The organism is Rhodanobacter sp. UC4451_H18 (assembly GCF_052978225.1).
Map to the genome: position 1 here is coordinate 2,733,884 of NZ_CM129663.1, position 17,130 is coordinate 2,751,013.

Annotated in this window: 9 protein-coding genes; 8 read left to right on the forward strand and 1 reads right to left on the reverse strand. The window is 69.8% G+C overall.

Features of this window, described 5'->3' with window-relative positions:
• The first annotated feature begins 12 nt into the window (after positions 1-12).
• The 4 genes from ACVCMG_RS12340 (at position 13) to ACVCMG_RS12355 (ending at position 6,044) form a co-directional block, all read left to right on the forward strand.
• On the forward strand, positions 13-144 hold the full coding sequence (locus ACVCMG_RS12340; RefSeq protein ID WP_395120386.1) for a hypothetical protein: 132 nt from the start codon (positions 13-15) through the stop codon (positions 142-144).
• A 110-nt stretch (positions 145-254) separates the two neighbouring features.
• Positions 255-1,142 (forward strand): cytochrome c oxidase subunit 3, encoded by an 888-nt coding sequence (locus tag ACVCMG_RS12345; RefSeq protein ID WP_395120385.1) that lies wholly within the window; start codon positions 255-257, stop codon positions 1,140-1,142.
• Positions 1,143-1,446: 304 nt separating this feature from the next.
• The gene (locus ACVCMG_RS12350) at positions 1,447-2,847 is read left to right on the forward strand and encodes a TIGR03013 family XrtA/PEP-CTERM system glycosyltransferase (protein WP_447097920.1); all 1,401 of its coding nucleotides are present in this window, start codon (positions 1,447-1,449) and stop codon (positions 2,845-2,847) included.
• 221 nt (positions 2,848-3,068) lie between these two features.
• On the forward strand, positions 3,069-6,044 hold the full coding sequence (locus ACVCMG_RS12355; RefSeq protein WP_447114253.1) for a hypothetical protein: 2,976 nt from the start codon (positions 3,069-3,071) through the stop codon (positions 6,042-6,044).
• Positions 6,045-6,137: 93 nt separating this feature from the next.
• On the opposite strand, the gene ACVCMG_RS12360 is transcribed toward ACVCMG_RS12355, so the two are convergent.
• Complete coding sequence (locus tag ACVCMG_RS12360) at positions 6,138-6,830, reverse strand: J domain-containing protein (RefSeq protein ID WP_395120382.1); 693 nt, start codon at positions 6,828-6,830, stop codon at positions 6,138-6,140.
• Positions 6,831-6,951: 121 nt separating this feature from the next.
• Here ACVCMG_RS12360 and ACVCMG_RS12365 point away from each other — a divergent pair, with 121 nt between their 5' ends.
• The 4 genes from ACVCMG_RS12365 to ACVCMG_RS12380 all read left to right on the forward strand — a co-directional run bounded on the left by ACVCMG_RS12365 (position 6,952) and on the right by ACVCMG_RS12380 (position 17,129).
• A complete protein-coding gene (locus ACVCMG_RS12365) occupies positions 6,952-7,791 on the forward strand; it encodes a TIGR04325 family methyltransferase (protein WP_447114254.1) in 840 nt (279 codons plus the stop codon).
• Positions 7,792-7,874: 83 nt separating this feature from the next.
• A complete protein-coding gene (locus ACVCMG_RS12370; RefSeq protein WP_395120380.1) occupies positions 7,875-8,798 on the forward strand; it encodes a cupin-like domain-containing protein in 924 nt (307 codons plus the stop codon).
• 44 nt (positions 8,799-8,842) lie between these two features.
• A complete protein-coding gene (locus ACVCMG_RS12375; protein WP_447097925.1) occupies positions 8,843-9,625 on the forward strand; it encodes a hypothetical protein in 783 nt (260 codons plus the stop codon).
• 262 nt (positions 9,626-9,887) lie between these two features.
• Positions 9,888-17,129 (forward strand): hybrid non-ribosomal peptide synthetase/type I polyketide synthase, encoded by a 7,242-nt coding sequence (locus ACVCMG_RS12380; protein ID WP_447114255.1) that lies wholly within the window; start codon positions 9,888-9,890, stop codon positions 17,127-17,129.
• The last annotated feature ends 1 nt before the right edge of the window (position 17,130 follow it).

The window sequence follows — 17,130 nt, forward strand, 5'->3', positions numbered from 1 at the left end:
GAAGCCGTGGAAATGACACAGCCGGTTGACGACATCCACGCCGCGGACCAGCGCCGCGGCGTGCGCCGCACGGTGAAGATCCTGGTCGCGGTGGTGATCGGCTTCTATCTGCTGGCGTTCCTGCAGATCCTGCTGATGAAATAACCGCGCCAGCACCTTTCCACTTCAATCACCCGGGTCGGCACGACCGGCAGGCAGGTCCCCGAGCGGCATGGCGGGGCAGAGTCATCAAGAGAAATTCACGGGGTCTCAGCATGGGTCAGCAACACGACGTTTACTTTGTACCGGCCAAGAGCTACTGGCCGATCGTCGCCGCGGTCGTCATGTTCATCTTCATGTTCGGTGCCGGGCACTGGCTCAACGCCGAGCCGGGTGCGACCGGTTTCGGCAAATCGGTGTTCGTCCTCGGCGTGATCGGCGTGCTGGGGATGTTCTTCGGCTGGTTCCGTTCGGTCATCCGCGAATCGCTGGCCGGCGACTACAACCACCAGGTCGATACCTCGTTCCGCATGGGGATGATGTGGTTCATCTTCTCCGAGGTGATGTTCTTCGGTGCGTTCTTCGGTGCGCTGTTCTACATCCGCATGTTCTCGGTGCCGTGGCTCGGTGGCGAAGGCCATGGCGTATTGACCCACCAGTTCCTGTGGAGCGACTACACCGCGGCCTGGGGTGCCAACGGCGGCAATGGTCCGGCGAAGATCGGCGGGGCGTTCGAAACGGTGCCTGCGTGGGGGCTGCCGTTGCTGAACACGCTGATCCTGCTGACCTCCAGCGTCACCGTGACGATCGCCCACCACGCCCTGCGCGCCGGGCATCGCGGCCGGATTCTGCTGTTCCTGGGCCTGACCGTGCTGCTGGGCGCCACCTTCCTGTACTTCCAGGCGCACGAGTACATCGAGGCCTACCACGAGCTCAACCTCACCCTGGGCAGCGGCGTCTACGGCTCGACCTTTTTCATGCTGACCGGCTTCCATGGCCTGCACGTGACCCTGGGCACGATCATGCTGGCGGTGATCTGGCTGCGCGTGCTGAAGGGTCACTTCAGCAAGGATCATCACTTCGGCTTCGAGGCGGTGGCCTGGTACTGGCACTTCGTCGACGTGGTGTGGCTGGGCTTGTTCATGTTCGTCTACATCCTCTGAGCGTCGGTCCGCACTCGCATGCACCGGCCCGCCACTGGCGGGCCGGTTCGTTTCCGGGCGCCGGAATGTGGGCGGGTATGGGCCTGGCGTGGTGTGCCCCCTGCGGTGGCCGCCGGCATGCGTGCTGTCTGCCTGCCGAATCTGCCGAACCGTAGCCGGTCAGCCATCAATTTGTGACGGATGTGGTTGTATCCGATACAAGTTTAGTGTATAGGTGCAGGCCCGCCGCCAGGCGGGGACGAGCGCCAAGCGGCGCCGTCGGTTCGCCATGCTGGTTGGAGTGGCAAGGGTTGGGGGGATGGAGATGTTTCGCTTTCTGCGTCGTAAAGCCAACCGCTGGCTCTTGCTGCTGGCGGCTGTGGACATGGTGCTGCTGGGCTTTTCGCTCAACGCGGCCATGTACCTGCGTTATTTCAATCGGCCTGCCGATCTGGCCCAGTTCTCCCACCACATGCCCGAGCGCTCGCTGGCGTTCGCCGTGATCATGCTGCTGGCGATGGTCGCCCTGGGTCACTACCAGTCGCACATGCGAACGAGCTGGTTCGGCGTGCTGGCGCGCCAGAGCGTGGGTTTCGTGCTCGGTGGCGTGGGCGTCTTCATCATGTATTACCTGCTGCCGCAGGCCTATGTCGGCCGCGGCGTGCTGACCATCGCGCTGCTGCTGTCCTTCGCCCTGATGATGGGCTTCCGGCTGGTGTTCCTGCGCCTGGTGGACGCGGTGGTGTTCCAGCGCCGGGTGCTGATCCTGGGTGCAGGCAAGCGTGCCTCGCAGATCCAGACGCGCATGCGCCGCCACGCCGACCGGATCGGCTTCAACGTGCTCGGTTTCGTGCCGCGCGAGGGCGAGGAGGTGCAGGTCGGCGCGATGTCCCTGGTGCGCCCCGAGGGTTCGCTGGTGGACTGGGCGCTGCATCGCCAGGTGGACGAGATCGTGGTCGGCGTGGACGACCGGCGCGGCGGGCTGCCCATGCGCGACCTGCTGGAGTGCCGTCAGAACGGCATCGACGTGACCGACCTGGCTACCTTCTTCGAACGCGAGTCCGGCCGCGTGCAGCTGTCGCTGACCGATCCCTCCTGGCTGGTGTTCTCCGGCGGCTTCGATGCCACTCCGCTGCGCCGCTTCAGCAAGCGCTGCTCGGATCTGCTGATCGCCACGCTGGTGCTGCTGCTGACCTGGCCGCTGATGCTGCTGGTGGCGCTGGCCATCCGCATCGAGTCCGGTGCCGGCCAGCCCATTCTCTACCGGCAGGAGCGCGTCGGCGCGCGCGGCAAGACGTTCCAGCTGATCAAGTTCCGCAGCATGCGCACCGACGCGGAGCTGGACGGCATCGCGCGCTGGGCGAACAAGGACGACGACCGGGTGACCCGGGTGGGCCGCTTCACGCGCAAGGTGCGCCTGGACGAGCTGCCACAGTTGTGGAACGTGCTCAAGGGCGAGATGAGCTTCATCGGCCCGCGGCCCGAGCGGCCGCAATTCGTGATCGACCTTGGCCAGAAGATCCGCTACTACGATCTGCGTCATTGCCTCAAGCCCGGTCTGGCCGGCTGGGCGCAGCTGCGTTATCCGTATGGCGCGTCCGAGGCCGATGCCGAGGAAAAGCTCAAGTACGATCTGTACTACGTCAAGAACCACAACCTGCTGTTCGACCTGCTGATCCTGTTCCAGACGGTCGAAGTGGTGCTGTTCCGCCGCGGCGCACGCTGATTGGCGGTTCCCTCCGGGCCGGCCGGCCCGGCAAGCTTGAACCCGTCTTCCGGACCTGCGGCGTGGTTGGCGCGTCATGGCTGCCGGGCCAGCTATGACGCCGCATTGTGTAGTGATACGCTTTCCGGGCACGGGGCATTCAGGATAATCAGCTACCCAGCTCAAGCCGCCGGCTTGGCGAGGCTGGGTCGTTGGCATCGGCCTACCTATGGATTCCCCCCATGTCCCGCACCGATCAGATTGCGCCGAACAGGCCTGCAGCACCGACCCGGGGCAGCGGCGAGATGCCCGCTCCGTCATCATTGCGCGCGCAACGCACGCGTACCGCACTGCTCGGTGGCGGCGTGATGCTGATGCTGCTGTTCACTGCGGTATCGCTGCTGCTGGCGCGCGATGACGAACCGCGACCGCTGACCTACCGTCCGATGGCCGCCGCGCCGGCGCCAGCCAGGCTGCCGGCGGCCCCCGCCAGGCCTTCGCCGCTTGCCGCGGAGAAGCTCGGAAATGCCGCTGACGCCAGGGTCTCCCCCACCATCGCGGCGGCGACGAGCCGACGCGCGACCCGGGTCGATGCTGCCGCGGTGGCGCCGCCGGCGAACGCGCCGCGCGCCCGCGCGACCACGACCGAAGCGACGCCCCGTCCGGTCCCCCGCGTTGTCGGTGGCGTTGTCGGTGTGCAGCCGCTGGTGGCGGCCACCGGTGCCTCCTCCCGCAGCACCGCTGCAAGGCATGCGGTCGGTGTGCCAGCCGGGCTGACCGGGTCGATCGGCCGCGATTCCTCCGCGGTGCAGGGCGCGCCGCGGGCGGCTGCGTTCAGCGCCGTGCCGGTGCGACCGCAAGCCGTGACGCTGGCGGCGCATCCACGGCTGCTTCTGGACTCCTCCACGCTGACCGCGCTGCGCCAGCGCGCGGCGGCGAACACGCCGCAATGGACGGCGCTGAAAGCCACCTGCGATTCCTACATCGGCGGCACGGTGGCGTATCCCACCGGCAACCAGTACCCCGACAAGCCGAACCTCGGCTCGGGCTACCAGGGCGAATCCTATCTGCCGGCGCTGCTGGCCGAAGGCATGTGCTACCAGGTGCTGAAGTCCAGCAATGCGGCGGCCGCGGCACCCTACGGCGCCAAGGCGGTCGACATCCTGATGAAGATGTCGATGCCCTACCCGGGCAGCAACGGCTGGGACCCGTGCACCGACAGCGGTTACGGCATCCGCTTCTACGGCGTGGGTTACGGCCTGGGCTATGACTGGGTCTACGACCTGCTGACCGCGTCCCAGCGCACGCAGATCTACACCACCGCGAACGCGTGGATCGCCGCGTGGGAAAAGTCCGGCGGGTGTGCTTCGTTTGCCTACGATGGCAATCCCATCGGCAACTACTACGCCGGTTACTTCCACGCCAAGGCGGTGATCTCGCTGGCCACCTACGGCGAAAATCCCAGCGCGCCGGCGCAGTGGACCGACTGGCTGGGCAACCAGTTCGGCGCGCGAGTGCAGCCGTACTATCGCCTGCACATGCTCGGTGGCGGCTGGCCGGAGGGTTACGGCAACTACGCGCCGCTGAGCATCCTCAACATGAGCTTGCCCGCGCGCGAAGTGAAGACCGCCACCGGGCAGGATCTGCTGCATGCCAGCGCGCCGTATACCTTCCCGGTGGACAGTGCCGACTACTCGATGCATTTCACCTGGCCGTCGCTGGTCTACTTCGACGACCGTGACGACAACCACTCCAACGGCGATCCCTCCTCGCCGCCGCCGGGCACGACCCCAGTCGGCATGTTCCAGCAGATCATCGGTGCGTTGAGCTACTGGCAATCGCCCAAGGTCGCGGTGTTCAACCAGTACCTCGCGGCGGTCGACCAGGCCACCGGCGGGTACAGTGATGCGCCGGCCTGGCTGCAGTTCCTGGCGATCGATCCGAATGCGCCGAAGGCGGCGCTGAGCACCTTGCCGCTGTCCTATTTCGCGCCGGGCATGAACGCCGTCGCGGCACGCTCGGACTGGACCACCGCCGCCAGCTGGATGTCGTTCCGCGCCGGCCCCTACACCAACAACCCCGCCGCCGGGCACGAGTTCTTCGACCAGGGCAGTCTCGCGCTGGTGCGCGGCGGCTCGCCGCTGCTGGTCAATGCCGGCGGCTGGCTGGTGCACGAGCCTGGCGGCAACGCCGACGAGACGAAGATCTTCAACGACAACTACGGCGACCTCGACGGTACCCAGTACAGCGGCAACCGGCAGCTGTACAACATCTTCTACGTGCGCAGCATGAGCGGCAGCTCGGTGGCGCAGCGTTTCGGCCAGGAGGCCAATACCACCGAGGACGATGGCGTGCGCACCGCGGTGTCGGCGTACGAGGACGGCAACGGCTACGTCTACATGCTGGCTACCCACCTGGAGGACATGTATCGCACCTTCTCCGCCGGGCCGGCGGTGTCGGCATGGTCGCGGCAAGTCGTCTACCTGCGTCCGAACCGTTTCGTCGTCTACGACCGCACCACCGAAGGCAGCACTGGCTACGACCAGTACCTGGCCTGGCATTTCCCGGCCAACCCGGCCGCGGGCAGCGCGCCGGCGGGACAGCACCGCTTCGACGTCAGCTACAACGGCCAGTACGTGGGCGCGATGACCACCGTGCTGCCGACCGGCAACAAGACCACGACGGTCGGCATGTATCCGGGCGACAACCCGATCAAGGCGTGGCAGGTGCAGGTGCGCCCGCCCGACACCAGCGCCAGCCAGCGATGGCTGACCGTGTTCGACCTGTCCGGCACCGCCGCCAAGGTCGCCACGACCAGCCCGGTGACGGTGAGCCAGGGCGGCATCGTCGGGGTGGAACTGCTCGCCAGCGACGGCAACGCCGTGGTGGTGAGCAGCAGCGGCGCCCCCGGCACCGCGCTCAGCGGCAACCTTGTCTACGGAGTGCAGCCGTTGTCGGCCTACCACGTGGTCACCGACCTGCTCCCGGACACCGGCTACACGGTGACCACCTCGGCCAACGCCGGGTTGCGCAACGTCAACATCAGCGTGGGCGGCACCACCATGAGCAGCCACAAGGGTGTACTCAGCTTCTACGTGACGACCGACGGCACGGTGCAGGGCAACCCGCCGCCACCGCCGACGCCGGTTTACGTCCCGGTGCCGATCAGCGCGCTGCCGATTCCCGGCTTTCCGGCACCGTACAAGCCCGGCGGTTGAACCGGACCGCGACCGGCGTTCGCACCGGTCGCGGCAGACGCACCTCCGGGCGGTGGTCGCGGTCGATCAGGGCGAGTGCGGCGTGTCGCGCGTTCACTGGCCCTGCGGCGGGCTGCTGTGCGCGGCCACATGCAGCGGGTACAGCGGTGAGCTGTACCAGTCGACCACCTTGCCGTTCTCGAAGCGCACCCATGATGGGCCGTACTCCCAGCGCTGGTCGCTGGCCATCAGCGTGGGTTCGCCTTCGATGCTGCGCACGCTGGCGGCATCCATGCCCAGGCCCCACGCCGGCCGTTCCGCCGGCGCTGTCGCCGTGGCGCGATGCGTCGGCGGCTGCACGGTTTCGGCGGGCGGGGCCGCGGGCGGCGCGGGCGGTTCGCCCGGCCACAGCCACCACGCCGCAATGGCAGCGGCCGGCAGCAACAACCAGCGACGGGAACGCCGCCGTGTCGCGAGTACCCGCTGCGTCGCCGCGGCCGACCCGGCTTCGCCCCTCGGCGGCTGGGACGGCCGCACGCCCGCGGCGCCGGGCAGGCGGCCATGCGTGCGGTGGAACTCCATCGCCATGCCGTACATCGCGGTGAGCTGCTGCAGCCGCTGCGCGGCGACGCCGCGCGAATCCTCGTCGCGACGGTCCGGGTGCAGCACCGACACCCGGCGCCGGTACGCGTGCTTGAATTCGTCCAGGCCACAACCCGGTTCGAGACCGAGCAAGCGGTAGAGGTCGAGAAAATCGGTCTCGCGCGCCACGTCGTGCTTCCCCTTGAATGCCGCAAGCCGGGCCATGTGCCGCGCACCATCCGTGCACCGGCTGCCGTGCGGAACTATACCTGCTGGACGCCGCGGCCGCGGCGCACCCTCGCTGCCTCGTGCTAGCGTGACGCACCGAAAACGGCGGGAGGCGACGATGGCCAAGGGCCTGACTGCAAGCTTGCGGGGTGTGGCGTTGGGCGTGGCGGAATTGCCGGGGGTGCGTCTGCTCGCGCGGCCGGTCTATCGCCACCTGTTTGCCCGCGACGTGTTGCCCGGCAATGCCTACGGCGGCGTGTTTGCCAGTGTCGAGGCGGCGCGTGCCGGGGCACCGGCATCGTTGCCGACCAGCTACGACCAGCCGCAGTCGGGCGAGCTCTACGCCGACCGGCTGGAGCGTGTGCAGATCGTGGATTACCCGGTGCTGTTCTGGCTCTCGCGACTGTTTGCCGGCGACGCGCGGAAATTGTTCGACCTGGGCGGCAACGTGGGCACCAGCTATTTCGGTTTCCGCCACCACCTGCCGTATCCCGATGACCTGCGCTGGCTGGTGCACGACGTGCCCGCCGTGGTCGCGGCCGGGCGCGCGCTGGCCGAGCGCGAGGATGGCGCCGGCAAGCTCGGCTTCACCGACTCTCCGCAGGACGCCGACGGTTGCGACGTGCTGCTCTGCAGCGGCGTGCTGCAGTACCTCGACTACTCGCTGCCGCAGTTGCTGCAACCATTGCGCGCGCCGCCGCGCCACGTATTGGTCAACGTGACGCCGCTGCACCCCGAGCGCAGCTTCGTGACCCTGCAGCGTGTCACCCGGCGCCGGGTCGGCATCGCCAACTGCCCGTACAGGGTGACCGCGCTGGGCGCCTTCATCGAGGAGTTCGCGGCGGCCGGTTATCGCGTGGTCGACCACTGGTCGACGACCGAGCGCCACATGCGCATTCCGTTCGAGCCGGCCTGCTCGGTCGACCGCTACCACGGCTTCTGCTTCCGTCGCGACTGAGCTTGCGGGGCGCCGGGGCGCGGGGCACACTGCCGCTTCGATTCCGTGGCGCAGCTTGCGGCCGGCGGGTCGCGGGAGGGGGCATGTCGGGTCCATCGTCCAAGTGGCTGGAAGTCGCCTGGGATCAGTTCGATCCCTGGCGGATACAGGGCGTGCGGCATCATCTGGCGACGCACCCCGCGCTGCAGTTGCCGGCCCTGGTCGAGCTGGGCAAGCGGCTGGAAGCGCGTGGCCGCGTGCGCTCGCACAGCGGCGATGCCACTGCGGGCACGTCGTTCAACGAAGCACCCCGGTTGCATCCCAACGCCAAGGGTGTCGAGGCGACGCTGAGCGACATCGAGCATGCCGCGGCGTGGACTTCGCTGCTCAACGTGCAATCCGATCCGCAGTACCGCGCCGTCGTCGACGAGGTACTCGACTCGGTCCGGCCGCAGGTGGAGGCGGTCGACCCGGGCATGTGCTATCGCGCCGGCTGGATCTTCCTCACCTCGCCGCGGGCGGTGACGCCGTTCCACATGGACAAGGAACACAACTTCATCCTGCAGGTGCACGGCCGCAAGCGGATCTACGTGTGGGACCATCGCGACACGCAGGTGGTCAGCGAGCATGCGCGCGACCGCTTCCATCGCACCCATTCGCGGGAGCTGCTGCAGTGGCGCGAGGAGTATCGCGAGCGTGCGCAGGTGTTCGAGCTGGAACCCGGGATGGGTGCCTACATGCCCTCGACCAGTCCGCACATGGTCGAGAACGGCGATGGCCCGTCGATCACCATGAGCTTCACCTATTACACCCGCGCGACCCGGCGCAACTCCCTCCTGCATCGCACCCACGACATGCTGCGCCGGCTGGGCTGGGTGCCGCCGGCGGTGGATCGCTTCCCGTTGTTCGACGCCGCCACGCTGGCGGCCGGCGGGCTCTACATCGGCAGCAAGCGGCTGGCGCGGCGACTGGCCGGCGCGTCCGTCGATTCGGACGCCGCACCGTACGCCAAGGTTGGCGACTCGTGATGTCCGGCCGGCGGCGCGGCGGTCGCCGGGCCTGGCGCGTGCTCATGCTGGCCTGCATTCCGCTGACCGCAGCCGGCGTCGACCGGCCAGCTCCTCCCGCGCCGCCTACGCTCGGCGCCCACACCTTGCTGGCGCAGGCCGATCATCGCGGCCGCAGTCCCGCCGTGACCGCGCCGCTCGACACCGCGCCGGCGGGCAGTGCGTTGCTGGTGCTCAATGGCGGCTTCGCCAGCAACGCGGCGGCGCCGACCGACAGTTATGGGCGGCACTGGACCCAGGTGGGTCCGACCGCCGTCTACGACGGCTACCAGGGCCGTTTCGACGTGAAGGCCTACGTGTCGCTGGCCGGCCCGGGCGGCCGGCACCATACGGTCAGCATCGACAAGCCGGGTGAGCCGGAGCGCGAGATCACCATCCCCTTCGTGGAAATCCGCCATGCCGGCGTGCTGCAGGATTTCGCCCAGAATTACCCCGCGCCCAACCTGGTCCAGCGCATCGCGGGCAAGCTCAAGCGCACGGTGGAGGGCATGCTCTCCGATCCGGCCGACCGCTTCAGCGTGACCAGCGGCGAGGTCACCACGACCGGGCCGGCCACGTTGATCGCGGTGTGGTGGGGTGACGGCAACGTGCGCCGGATGAGCGCCGTGCCGGACAACGGTTTCACCGTGATCGACAGTTATCTGCAACTGCCGCCGATAAGCGGCGTGCAGTGCGCGGTGGCATACCGCCAGGTCGACCGTGCCGGTACCTACCGGGTGAGCTGGAGCGGCAGCCCGCGCCAGCGGGCGATCCTGTGGCTGTTCGCGTTCCAGTCCGCCGCGCCATAGTCCATCTGCATAGCACGCAGTCAGTCTGAATGGCGTGCCCCATTGCACAGTTCGACGCGGTTCTGCGCTAATCTTGTCGTCCAGAGGCTGGTTTGGCAGACGACGCGATGAGCGGGTGCTCCCAGGCGGCTTCGCTGGGCAGATGCCGGCCGATCCGCGGTGCCTCGCGAATCGCGCGCATCCTGCCCGAGGGAGATCGGCGCGTGTCGTGGCGGTCATCGCCGCCCGACCAGGAGGGGTGGTGGGCGCGGCATCCAATCCAGTGTCAATTGACGACGGCATGTCGTTGCTGGACGTGCTGCCGGGCATCGCGCCTGCCGATGACGAAACCTGGCAAAGCCGCCGCGTGCCGCTCGACGGCGCATTGGCCACTTGCGTGGCGGCGCTGCACGCGGCCGATCCCGAGCGCGCGGCGCTGACCCTGCTGGCCGCGTTGGCGCGGGTCGAGGCGCAGCTGACCGGCGCCGAGTCCGCCGTGGCAACGCTGCACCAGGCCGGATGCACCCGCCAGCTGACCGTGCCGGTGCCCCGCGACGCGCCACGCAAGGCATGGCTGGAGGGTGTGCTGTCCGCAGCGCGCGGGTCGGCCGCCCCGGTCACGGTGGCGTGGATGGTGCTGCAGGAGGCAGCGTTGCCGGACGCCGCCGCCGCGCTCTCCACCTGGCGCCTCGATTTCGGCGACGCGATCGCCCTCGAACTGCGCTGGCGCAGCCCGCTGACGGCAGCGAGCGTGGAGCTGCTGGCCGGTTGCGTGCAGCGCGCCTGGGCGGGCCTGCTCGACGAAGCTGACGCCAAGCCGGATCTCCTCGCCCCGGCCGAACGCCAGCGCTTGCTGGTGCAGTGGAATGACACCGCGGTGCCGCGACACCGCGGCGACAGCGTGTCCGCGCTGTTCTCCCGCACCGCCGCCGCGCATGCGGATGCACCGGCGGTGGTCGAGAGCGGGCACGCCCTGAGCTATGCCCGACTCGATGAGCGGTCCAGCACCTTGGCCCGGCATCTGCTCGATGCCGGCGTCGTGCCGGGCGACATCGTCGGCGTCGCGCTGGAGCGTTCGGCGGGGGCGCTGGTGGCAATCCTCGGCGTGCTCAAGGCCGGCGCGGCCTACCTGCCGCTCGATCGCAGCCACCCGCCGGAGCGGTTGGCGTTTGCGCTGGCCGATGCGGGTGCGCGGATGGTGCTGGTCGCATCGGTCGCGGCGACGCTGCCGTTGCCCGATGGAGTGGCGTGCCTTGCGCTCGATGTCGTCGAGTCCGCACCCGTGCCGCACGACGCGCCGCTGCCCGTGGTCGACGGCGATGCGCTCGCCTACGTGATGTACACCTCCGGCTCCACCGGCACCCCCAAGGGCGTGGCGATCGCCCATCGTTCGATCATCCGGCTGGTGTGCGGCGTGGATTACGTGCGGCTGGATGCCGACACGCGCATGTTGCACGCCGCACCGCTGGGCTTCGATGCGTCGACCCTGGAAATCTGGGGCGCGCTGCTGAACGGCGGTCGCGTGGTGGTCCATCCCGAAACGATCCCCACCGCTGCCGGCCTGGCCGCAACCATTGCCGGCGAAGGGGTCGGCACGGCGTGGCTGACCTCGTCGCTGTTCAACGCCGTGGTCGACGAGGCGCCGCGTCGGCTGGAGGGATTGCGCCAGCTGCTGATCGGTGGCGAGGCACTGTCGGTCGACCATGTGCGCCGCGCGCTGGCGGCCTTGCCCGGCGTGGAGATCATCAACGGCTACGGCCCGACCGAGTGCACCACGTTCACCTGCACCTGGCCGATCCCGCGGGACCTGCCGGCCGACGCGCGCTCGGTGCCGATCGGCCGGCCGATCGCCGACACCCGCGTGTACGTGCTCAATCGCGCCGGCGAGCTGGTGCCGACGGGCGTGGTCGGCGAGCTGCACGTGGGCGGCGACGGCGTGGCGCGCGGTTACCTCGGACGGGCGCAGCTGACCGCCGAGCGTTTCGTGGCCGATCCGTTCGGCGCCGCCGATGGCCGCCTGTATCGCACCGGCGACCTGGTGCGCTGGCGCGACGACGGCGTGCTGGAGTTCGTCGGCCGGCGCGACGGCCAGGTCAAGATCCGCGGCTACCGCATCGAGACCGGCGAGATCGAGGCAGCGCTGCTGCGCCAGCCCGGCGTGCGCGCCTGCGCCGTCGTGCTGCGCGATGACCCGCCGCTGGGCAAGCGCCTGGTCGCCTACGTGGTCCCCGCCGCCACCCGCCCCGACCAGCCGGCGCTGCGCCGCGGCCTGGCTGCCGAACTGCCGGAGTTCATGCTGCCGGCCGCGTGGGTGATGCTGGACGCGCTGCCGGTCACCGCCAACGGCAAGCTCGACCGCGCCGCGTTGCCGGCGCCGGGCAGCGCACGGCCGGAACTGGCCACGACCTACGAAGCCCCGGTGGGCGAAGCCGAGACGCGCCTGTGCGCCGCCTTCGCCACCAGCCTCGCGCTGGACAAGGTGGGCCGCCACGACAACTTCTTCGAGCTGGGCGGCAGCTCGCTGCTGGCGGTGCGGCTGATCGATCGCTTGCGCCGCGACGGCGATGCCGCGCTGGACGTGCTGACCTTCTTCCGCGATCCCACGCCGCTGGCGCTGGCCCGCCACCGCGATCACGCCGGCGCCGACGGCATCGAACCGGCGCGCCTCGCCCGCCCGCGTGCCGCCGGCGCGCAAGCCGGTGCGGAGCCGATCGCGATCATCGGCATGAGCGGCCGCTTCCCCGGCGCCGCGGACATCGAGAGCTTCTGGCAGAACCTGTGCGAGGGACGCGAGTCGATCACCCGCTTCGCGCCGGGCGAGCTCGACCCGTCGATCCCGGCGAGCCTGCGCGACGATCCGGCCTACGTGCCCGCGCGCGGCGTGATCGACGGCGTGGAGCTGTTCGACGCCGCGTTCTTCGGCATCAGCCCGCGCGAGGCGGAGTTGATGGACCCGCAGCAGCGGCTGTTCCTGGAGCTGTGCTGGGAGTGCCTGGAACGCGCCGGCCATGCGCCCGGCGCGCAGGACGGCCCGGTCGGCGTGTTCGCCGGCATGTACAACGCGACCTATTTCCAGCACCACGTCAGCGCGCATCCCGACCAGGTCGGGAAGCTCGGCGCGTTCCAGGTGATGCTGGACAACGAGAAGGATTTCATCGCGCCGCGGGTGGCACACAAGCTGGACCTCACCGGTCCCGCGGTGAGCGTGCACACCGCCTGTTCCACCTCGCTGGTGGCGATCTGCCAGGCGATGGAGAGCCTGCGCAGCGGCCAGTGCGAGATGGCGCTGGCCGGCGGTGCCTCGATCACCTGTCCGCCGCGCAGCGGCTACCTGTTCCAGGACGGCGCGATGCTGTCGCCGGACGGCCACACGCGAAGCTTCGACGCCGAGGCGCGGGGCACGGTGTTCAGCGACGGTGCGGCGGTGGTGCTGTTGAAGCGGCTGGCCGACGCGCAGGCCGATGGCGACCCGGTCATCGCGGTGATCCGCGGTGGCGCGATCAACAACGACGGCGGCACCAAGGCCAGCTTCATGGCGCCCAGCAGCGAGGGCCAGGCCGCGGTGGTCGCGATGGCGCAGCGCAACGCCGGCGTCGACGCGCGCAGCATCTCCTACGTGGAAGCGCACGGCACGGCCACGCCGATCGGCGATCCGATCGAGGTGGAGGGCCTGGTCAAGGCGTTCCGGCGCGACACGTCGGATACCGGCTTCTGCCGCCTCGGTTCGGTCAAGAGCAACGTCGGCCACCTGGTGATCGCCGCCGGTGCGACCGGCGTGATCAAGACTGCGCTGGCGCTGGCCGAGCGGCGGATTCCGCCGAGCCTGCATTACGCCGCGGCCAACCCGGCGATCGACTTCGCCCACTCGCCGTTCGTGGTCAACGATCGCCTGCACGACTGGACCAGCGCGCCCGGCGTACCGCGCCGCGCGGGCGTGAGCTCGTTCGGCGTGGGCGGCACCAATGCGCACGTGGTGCTGGAGGAAGCACCCGCACCGACGCCGAGCGAGGCGACCGCCGGGCCGCAACTGCTTTTGCTGTCGGCGCGCACGGCCACTGCACTGGGTACGGCGGCCACGCGGCTGGGCACGCACCTGGCGGACTCGCCGGAAGTCGAGCTTGCCGACGTGGCGTGGACGCTGGCGGTCGGACGCAAGGCCTTCGCCCATCGGCTGGCCGTGGTCACCGAGTCCGCCACCAGCGCCAGCGCGCAGCTGGCCAGCGCGGAAATCGCCGCGGCGGCGACGCGCAGCACGCCGGCGCGGGCGGGCGACGTGGTCTTCCTGTTCCCGGGCCAGGGCGCCCAGTACGCCGGCATGGGTCGCGCGCTGCATGCCAGCGAGCCGGTGTTCCGCGACGCATTCGACGCTTGCGCCAGCGCCTTGCGCAAGCAGGGCGGTTTCGACCTCGCCGCGTGCGTGTTCGCCGACGACCCGGCCGCGCTGCTGCCCACGGCGGTGATGCAGCCGGCGACGTTCGCCATCGAATACGCGCTGGCGCAGTGGTGGATGAGCCTGGGCCTCGTGCCGGCAGCGATGATCGGCCACAGCGTGGGCGAGTTCGTGGCAGCCACGCTGGCCGGCGTGTTCAGCCTGCGCGACGCGATCGCGCTGGTGGCGCGGCGCGGCGAGCTGATGCAGGCGCAGCCGCCGGGCGCGATGCTGTCGGTGCGGCTGCCGCTGGATGCATTGCAGGCACGCCTGCCGGCGGATCTGGCGCTGGCGGCGGAGAACGCGCCTGGCGCCTGCGTGGTGGCCGGGCCGGCCGAGACGGTCGAGGCTTTCCGGGCGGCGCTCGAAGCGGACGGCATCGCCGCGCGCCTGCTGCAGACCTCGCACGCCTTCCATTCGGCGATGATGGAGCCGGTGCTGGCACCGTTCCGCGAGGCGCTTGCCGCCGTCGAACTGGGCCGCCCGCAGCTGCCCCTGGTGTCGACCGCGCTGGGCGACTGGCTCGACCCCGCGCAGGCCGGCTCGATCGATTACTGGACGCAGCACCTGCGCGTTCCGGTGCGCTTCTCCGGCGCGCTGGCGCGCGTGCTCGACGCGCCATCGCGCGTGCTGCTGGAAGTGGGGCCGCGCCACACGCTGACCACGCTCGCCCGACAGCAACTCGGTACCGCGCGCGAACGCATCGTCGCCGTGCCCAGCCTGGCCGATGCGGCGGACGCGGAGCGCACGGCGCTGCTGCAGGCCGCGGGCCAACTCTGGTGCCGCGGCGTGGCGCTTGATCCGGCACGACTCGACCATCGCGCGCGCCGCCGCCGCGTGCGCCTGCCCACCTATCCGTTCGAACGCCAGCGCTGCTGGCTGGATGCCGCACCCGCCACGGCGCCCGCGCCATCGTTCGCTGAACCGACACCCGTCGCCGCCGCGCCCGCGGCCGAGGAAGCCCCCATGCCGCAAGTCGCCATGCCCGCCGATCGCCGCCCCCGGCTGGTGAACCAGCTCAAGGCGGTGTTCGAGGACATCACCGGGATCGAACTGGACGACGCCGACAGCACCAGCAACTTCATCGAGCTCGGGCTGGACAGCCTGATGCTGACCCAAGTCGCGCTGCACCTGTCGCGCGTGTTCCCGGTCAAGGTGACGTTCCGCCAGTTGATGGTCGACCACGCCAGCCTGGACCGGCTGGCGGCGTTGCTGGACGAGCACATGCCGCCGGACGCGCCGATGGCGGCGCCAGTTGCCGCGCCGGTCGCCGCCCCCGTGGCTGCGCCGACGCTCGCCGCGCCAACGCTTGCCGTGCCGGCGCTGCCGACGGCGGGAGCGGGCGGCAACGACTACGTGCGTCACGTGATCGACCAGCAGATGCAACTGATGGCACAGCAGCTGGCCTTGCTCGGGGGAACGGCGAGCGCCGCCGCACCCGTCGCGCCCGCACAGCAAGCAGCACCACCGGCCAGCGTGGCGACGCCACCGGCGGCAGCACCCGTGTCGACCAGCGCGGATCGCGACGAGGAAGCGGCGCTGGCGCACACCCGCTACGACGTCAAGAAGGCGTTCGGCGCGATCGCGCGCATCGACAACGGCCAGCTGGAACTGTCCCGCCACCAGCGCGAGCGGCTCGATCGTTTCATCGAGCGCTACGTCGCGCGGTCGCGCAAGTCCAAGCAGTACACCGAGGCGCAGCGCCCGCACATGGCCGACCCGCGCGTGGTGAACGGCTTCCGCCCGCTGACCAAGGAGATCGTCTACCCGCTGGTGGTCGAGCGCTCCAAGGGCTCGCGCCTGTGGGACCTGGACGGCAACGAATACGTGGATGCGCTGAACGGCTTCGGCATGAGCCTGTTCGGCTGGCAGCCGGATTTCGTGCTGGAGGCCATCCGCCGCCAGCTCGACCTCGGCTACGAGATCGGCCCGCAGCATCCGCTCGCCGGCGACGTGGCGCGACTGGTGTGCGAGGTCACCGGACACGACCGCGCCGCCCTGTGCAACACCGGTTCGGAAGCCGTACTGGGTGCGCTGCGGGTCGCGCGCACGGTCACCGGGCGCAGCACCGTGGTGCTGTTCAGCGGCTCCTACCACGGCATCATCGACGAGGTGATCGTGCGCGGCACGAAGAAGCTGCGTGCGGTGCCGGCCGCGCCCGGGATCATGCGCAACACGGCGGAGAACGTGATCGTGCTGGACTACGGCACGCCGGAATCGCTGGAGATCATCCGCGCGCGCGCGCACGAGCTGGCCGCCGTGCTGATCGAGCCGGTGCAGAGCCGGCGGCCCGACTTCCAGCCGGTCGATTTCCTGCGCGAGGTGCGCAAGATCACCGCCGCGTCCGGCACGCTGTGCATCTTCGACGAGATCGTCACCGGCTTCCGCGCCCATCCCGGCGGCACCCAGGCGCTGTTCGGCATCCAGGCGGACCTCGCCACCTACGGCAAGGTGGTCGGTGGCGGTTATCCGATCGGCGTGATCGCCGGCAAGCGCGAGTTCATGGATGCGCTCGACGGCGGCAGCTGGCAGTTCGGCGACGACTCGGTGCCGACCGTGGGCGTGACCTATTTCGCCGGCACCTTCGTGCGCCACCCGCTGGCGCTGGCGGCGGCGCAGGCGGTGCTCGAACACATCAAGGAGCAGGGCGCCGGCCTGCAGGAGCGGCTCAACGCGCGCACCACGGCGATGGCCGCCGAGCTCAACGCGTTCTGCGACGAAGTCGGTGCGCCGGTCGCGGTCAAGCACTTCGCGTCGTTCTGGAAGACCCAGTTCCTGGAAGATCATCCCTTGCAGGATCTGCTGTTCGCGATGATGCGCAGCCGCGGCGTGCACATCCTGGACAACTTCCCCTGCTTCTTCACCTCCGCGCACAGCGAGGCGGATTTCCGGCAGATCACGCAGGCCTGGAAGGATTCGGTGATCGAACTGCAGGAGGCCGACTTCCTGCCGCGGCGCACCGCCACCGCCCGCACCGTGATGGACGCGCGCCAGCCGCCGCTGCCCGGTGCGCGCATCGGCCGCGAACCGGACGGGCGTCCGGCGTGGTTCGTGCAGGTTCCCGGGCAACCGGGCAGCTACACCAAGGCAAGTTGAT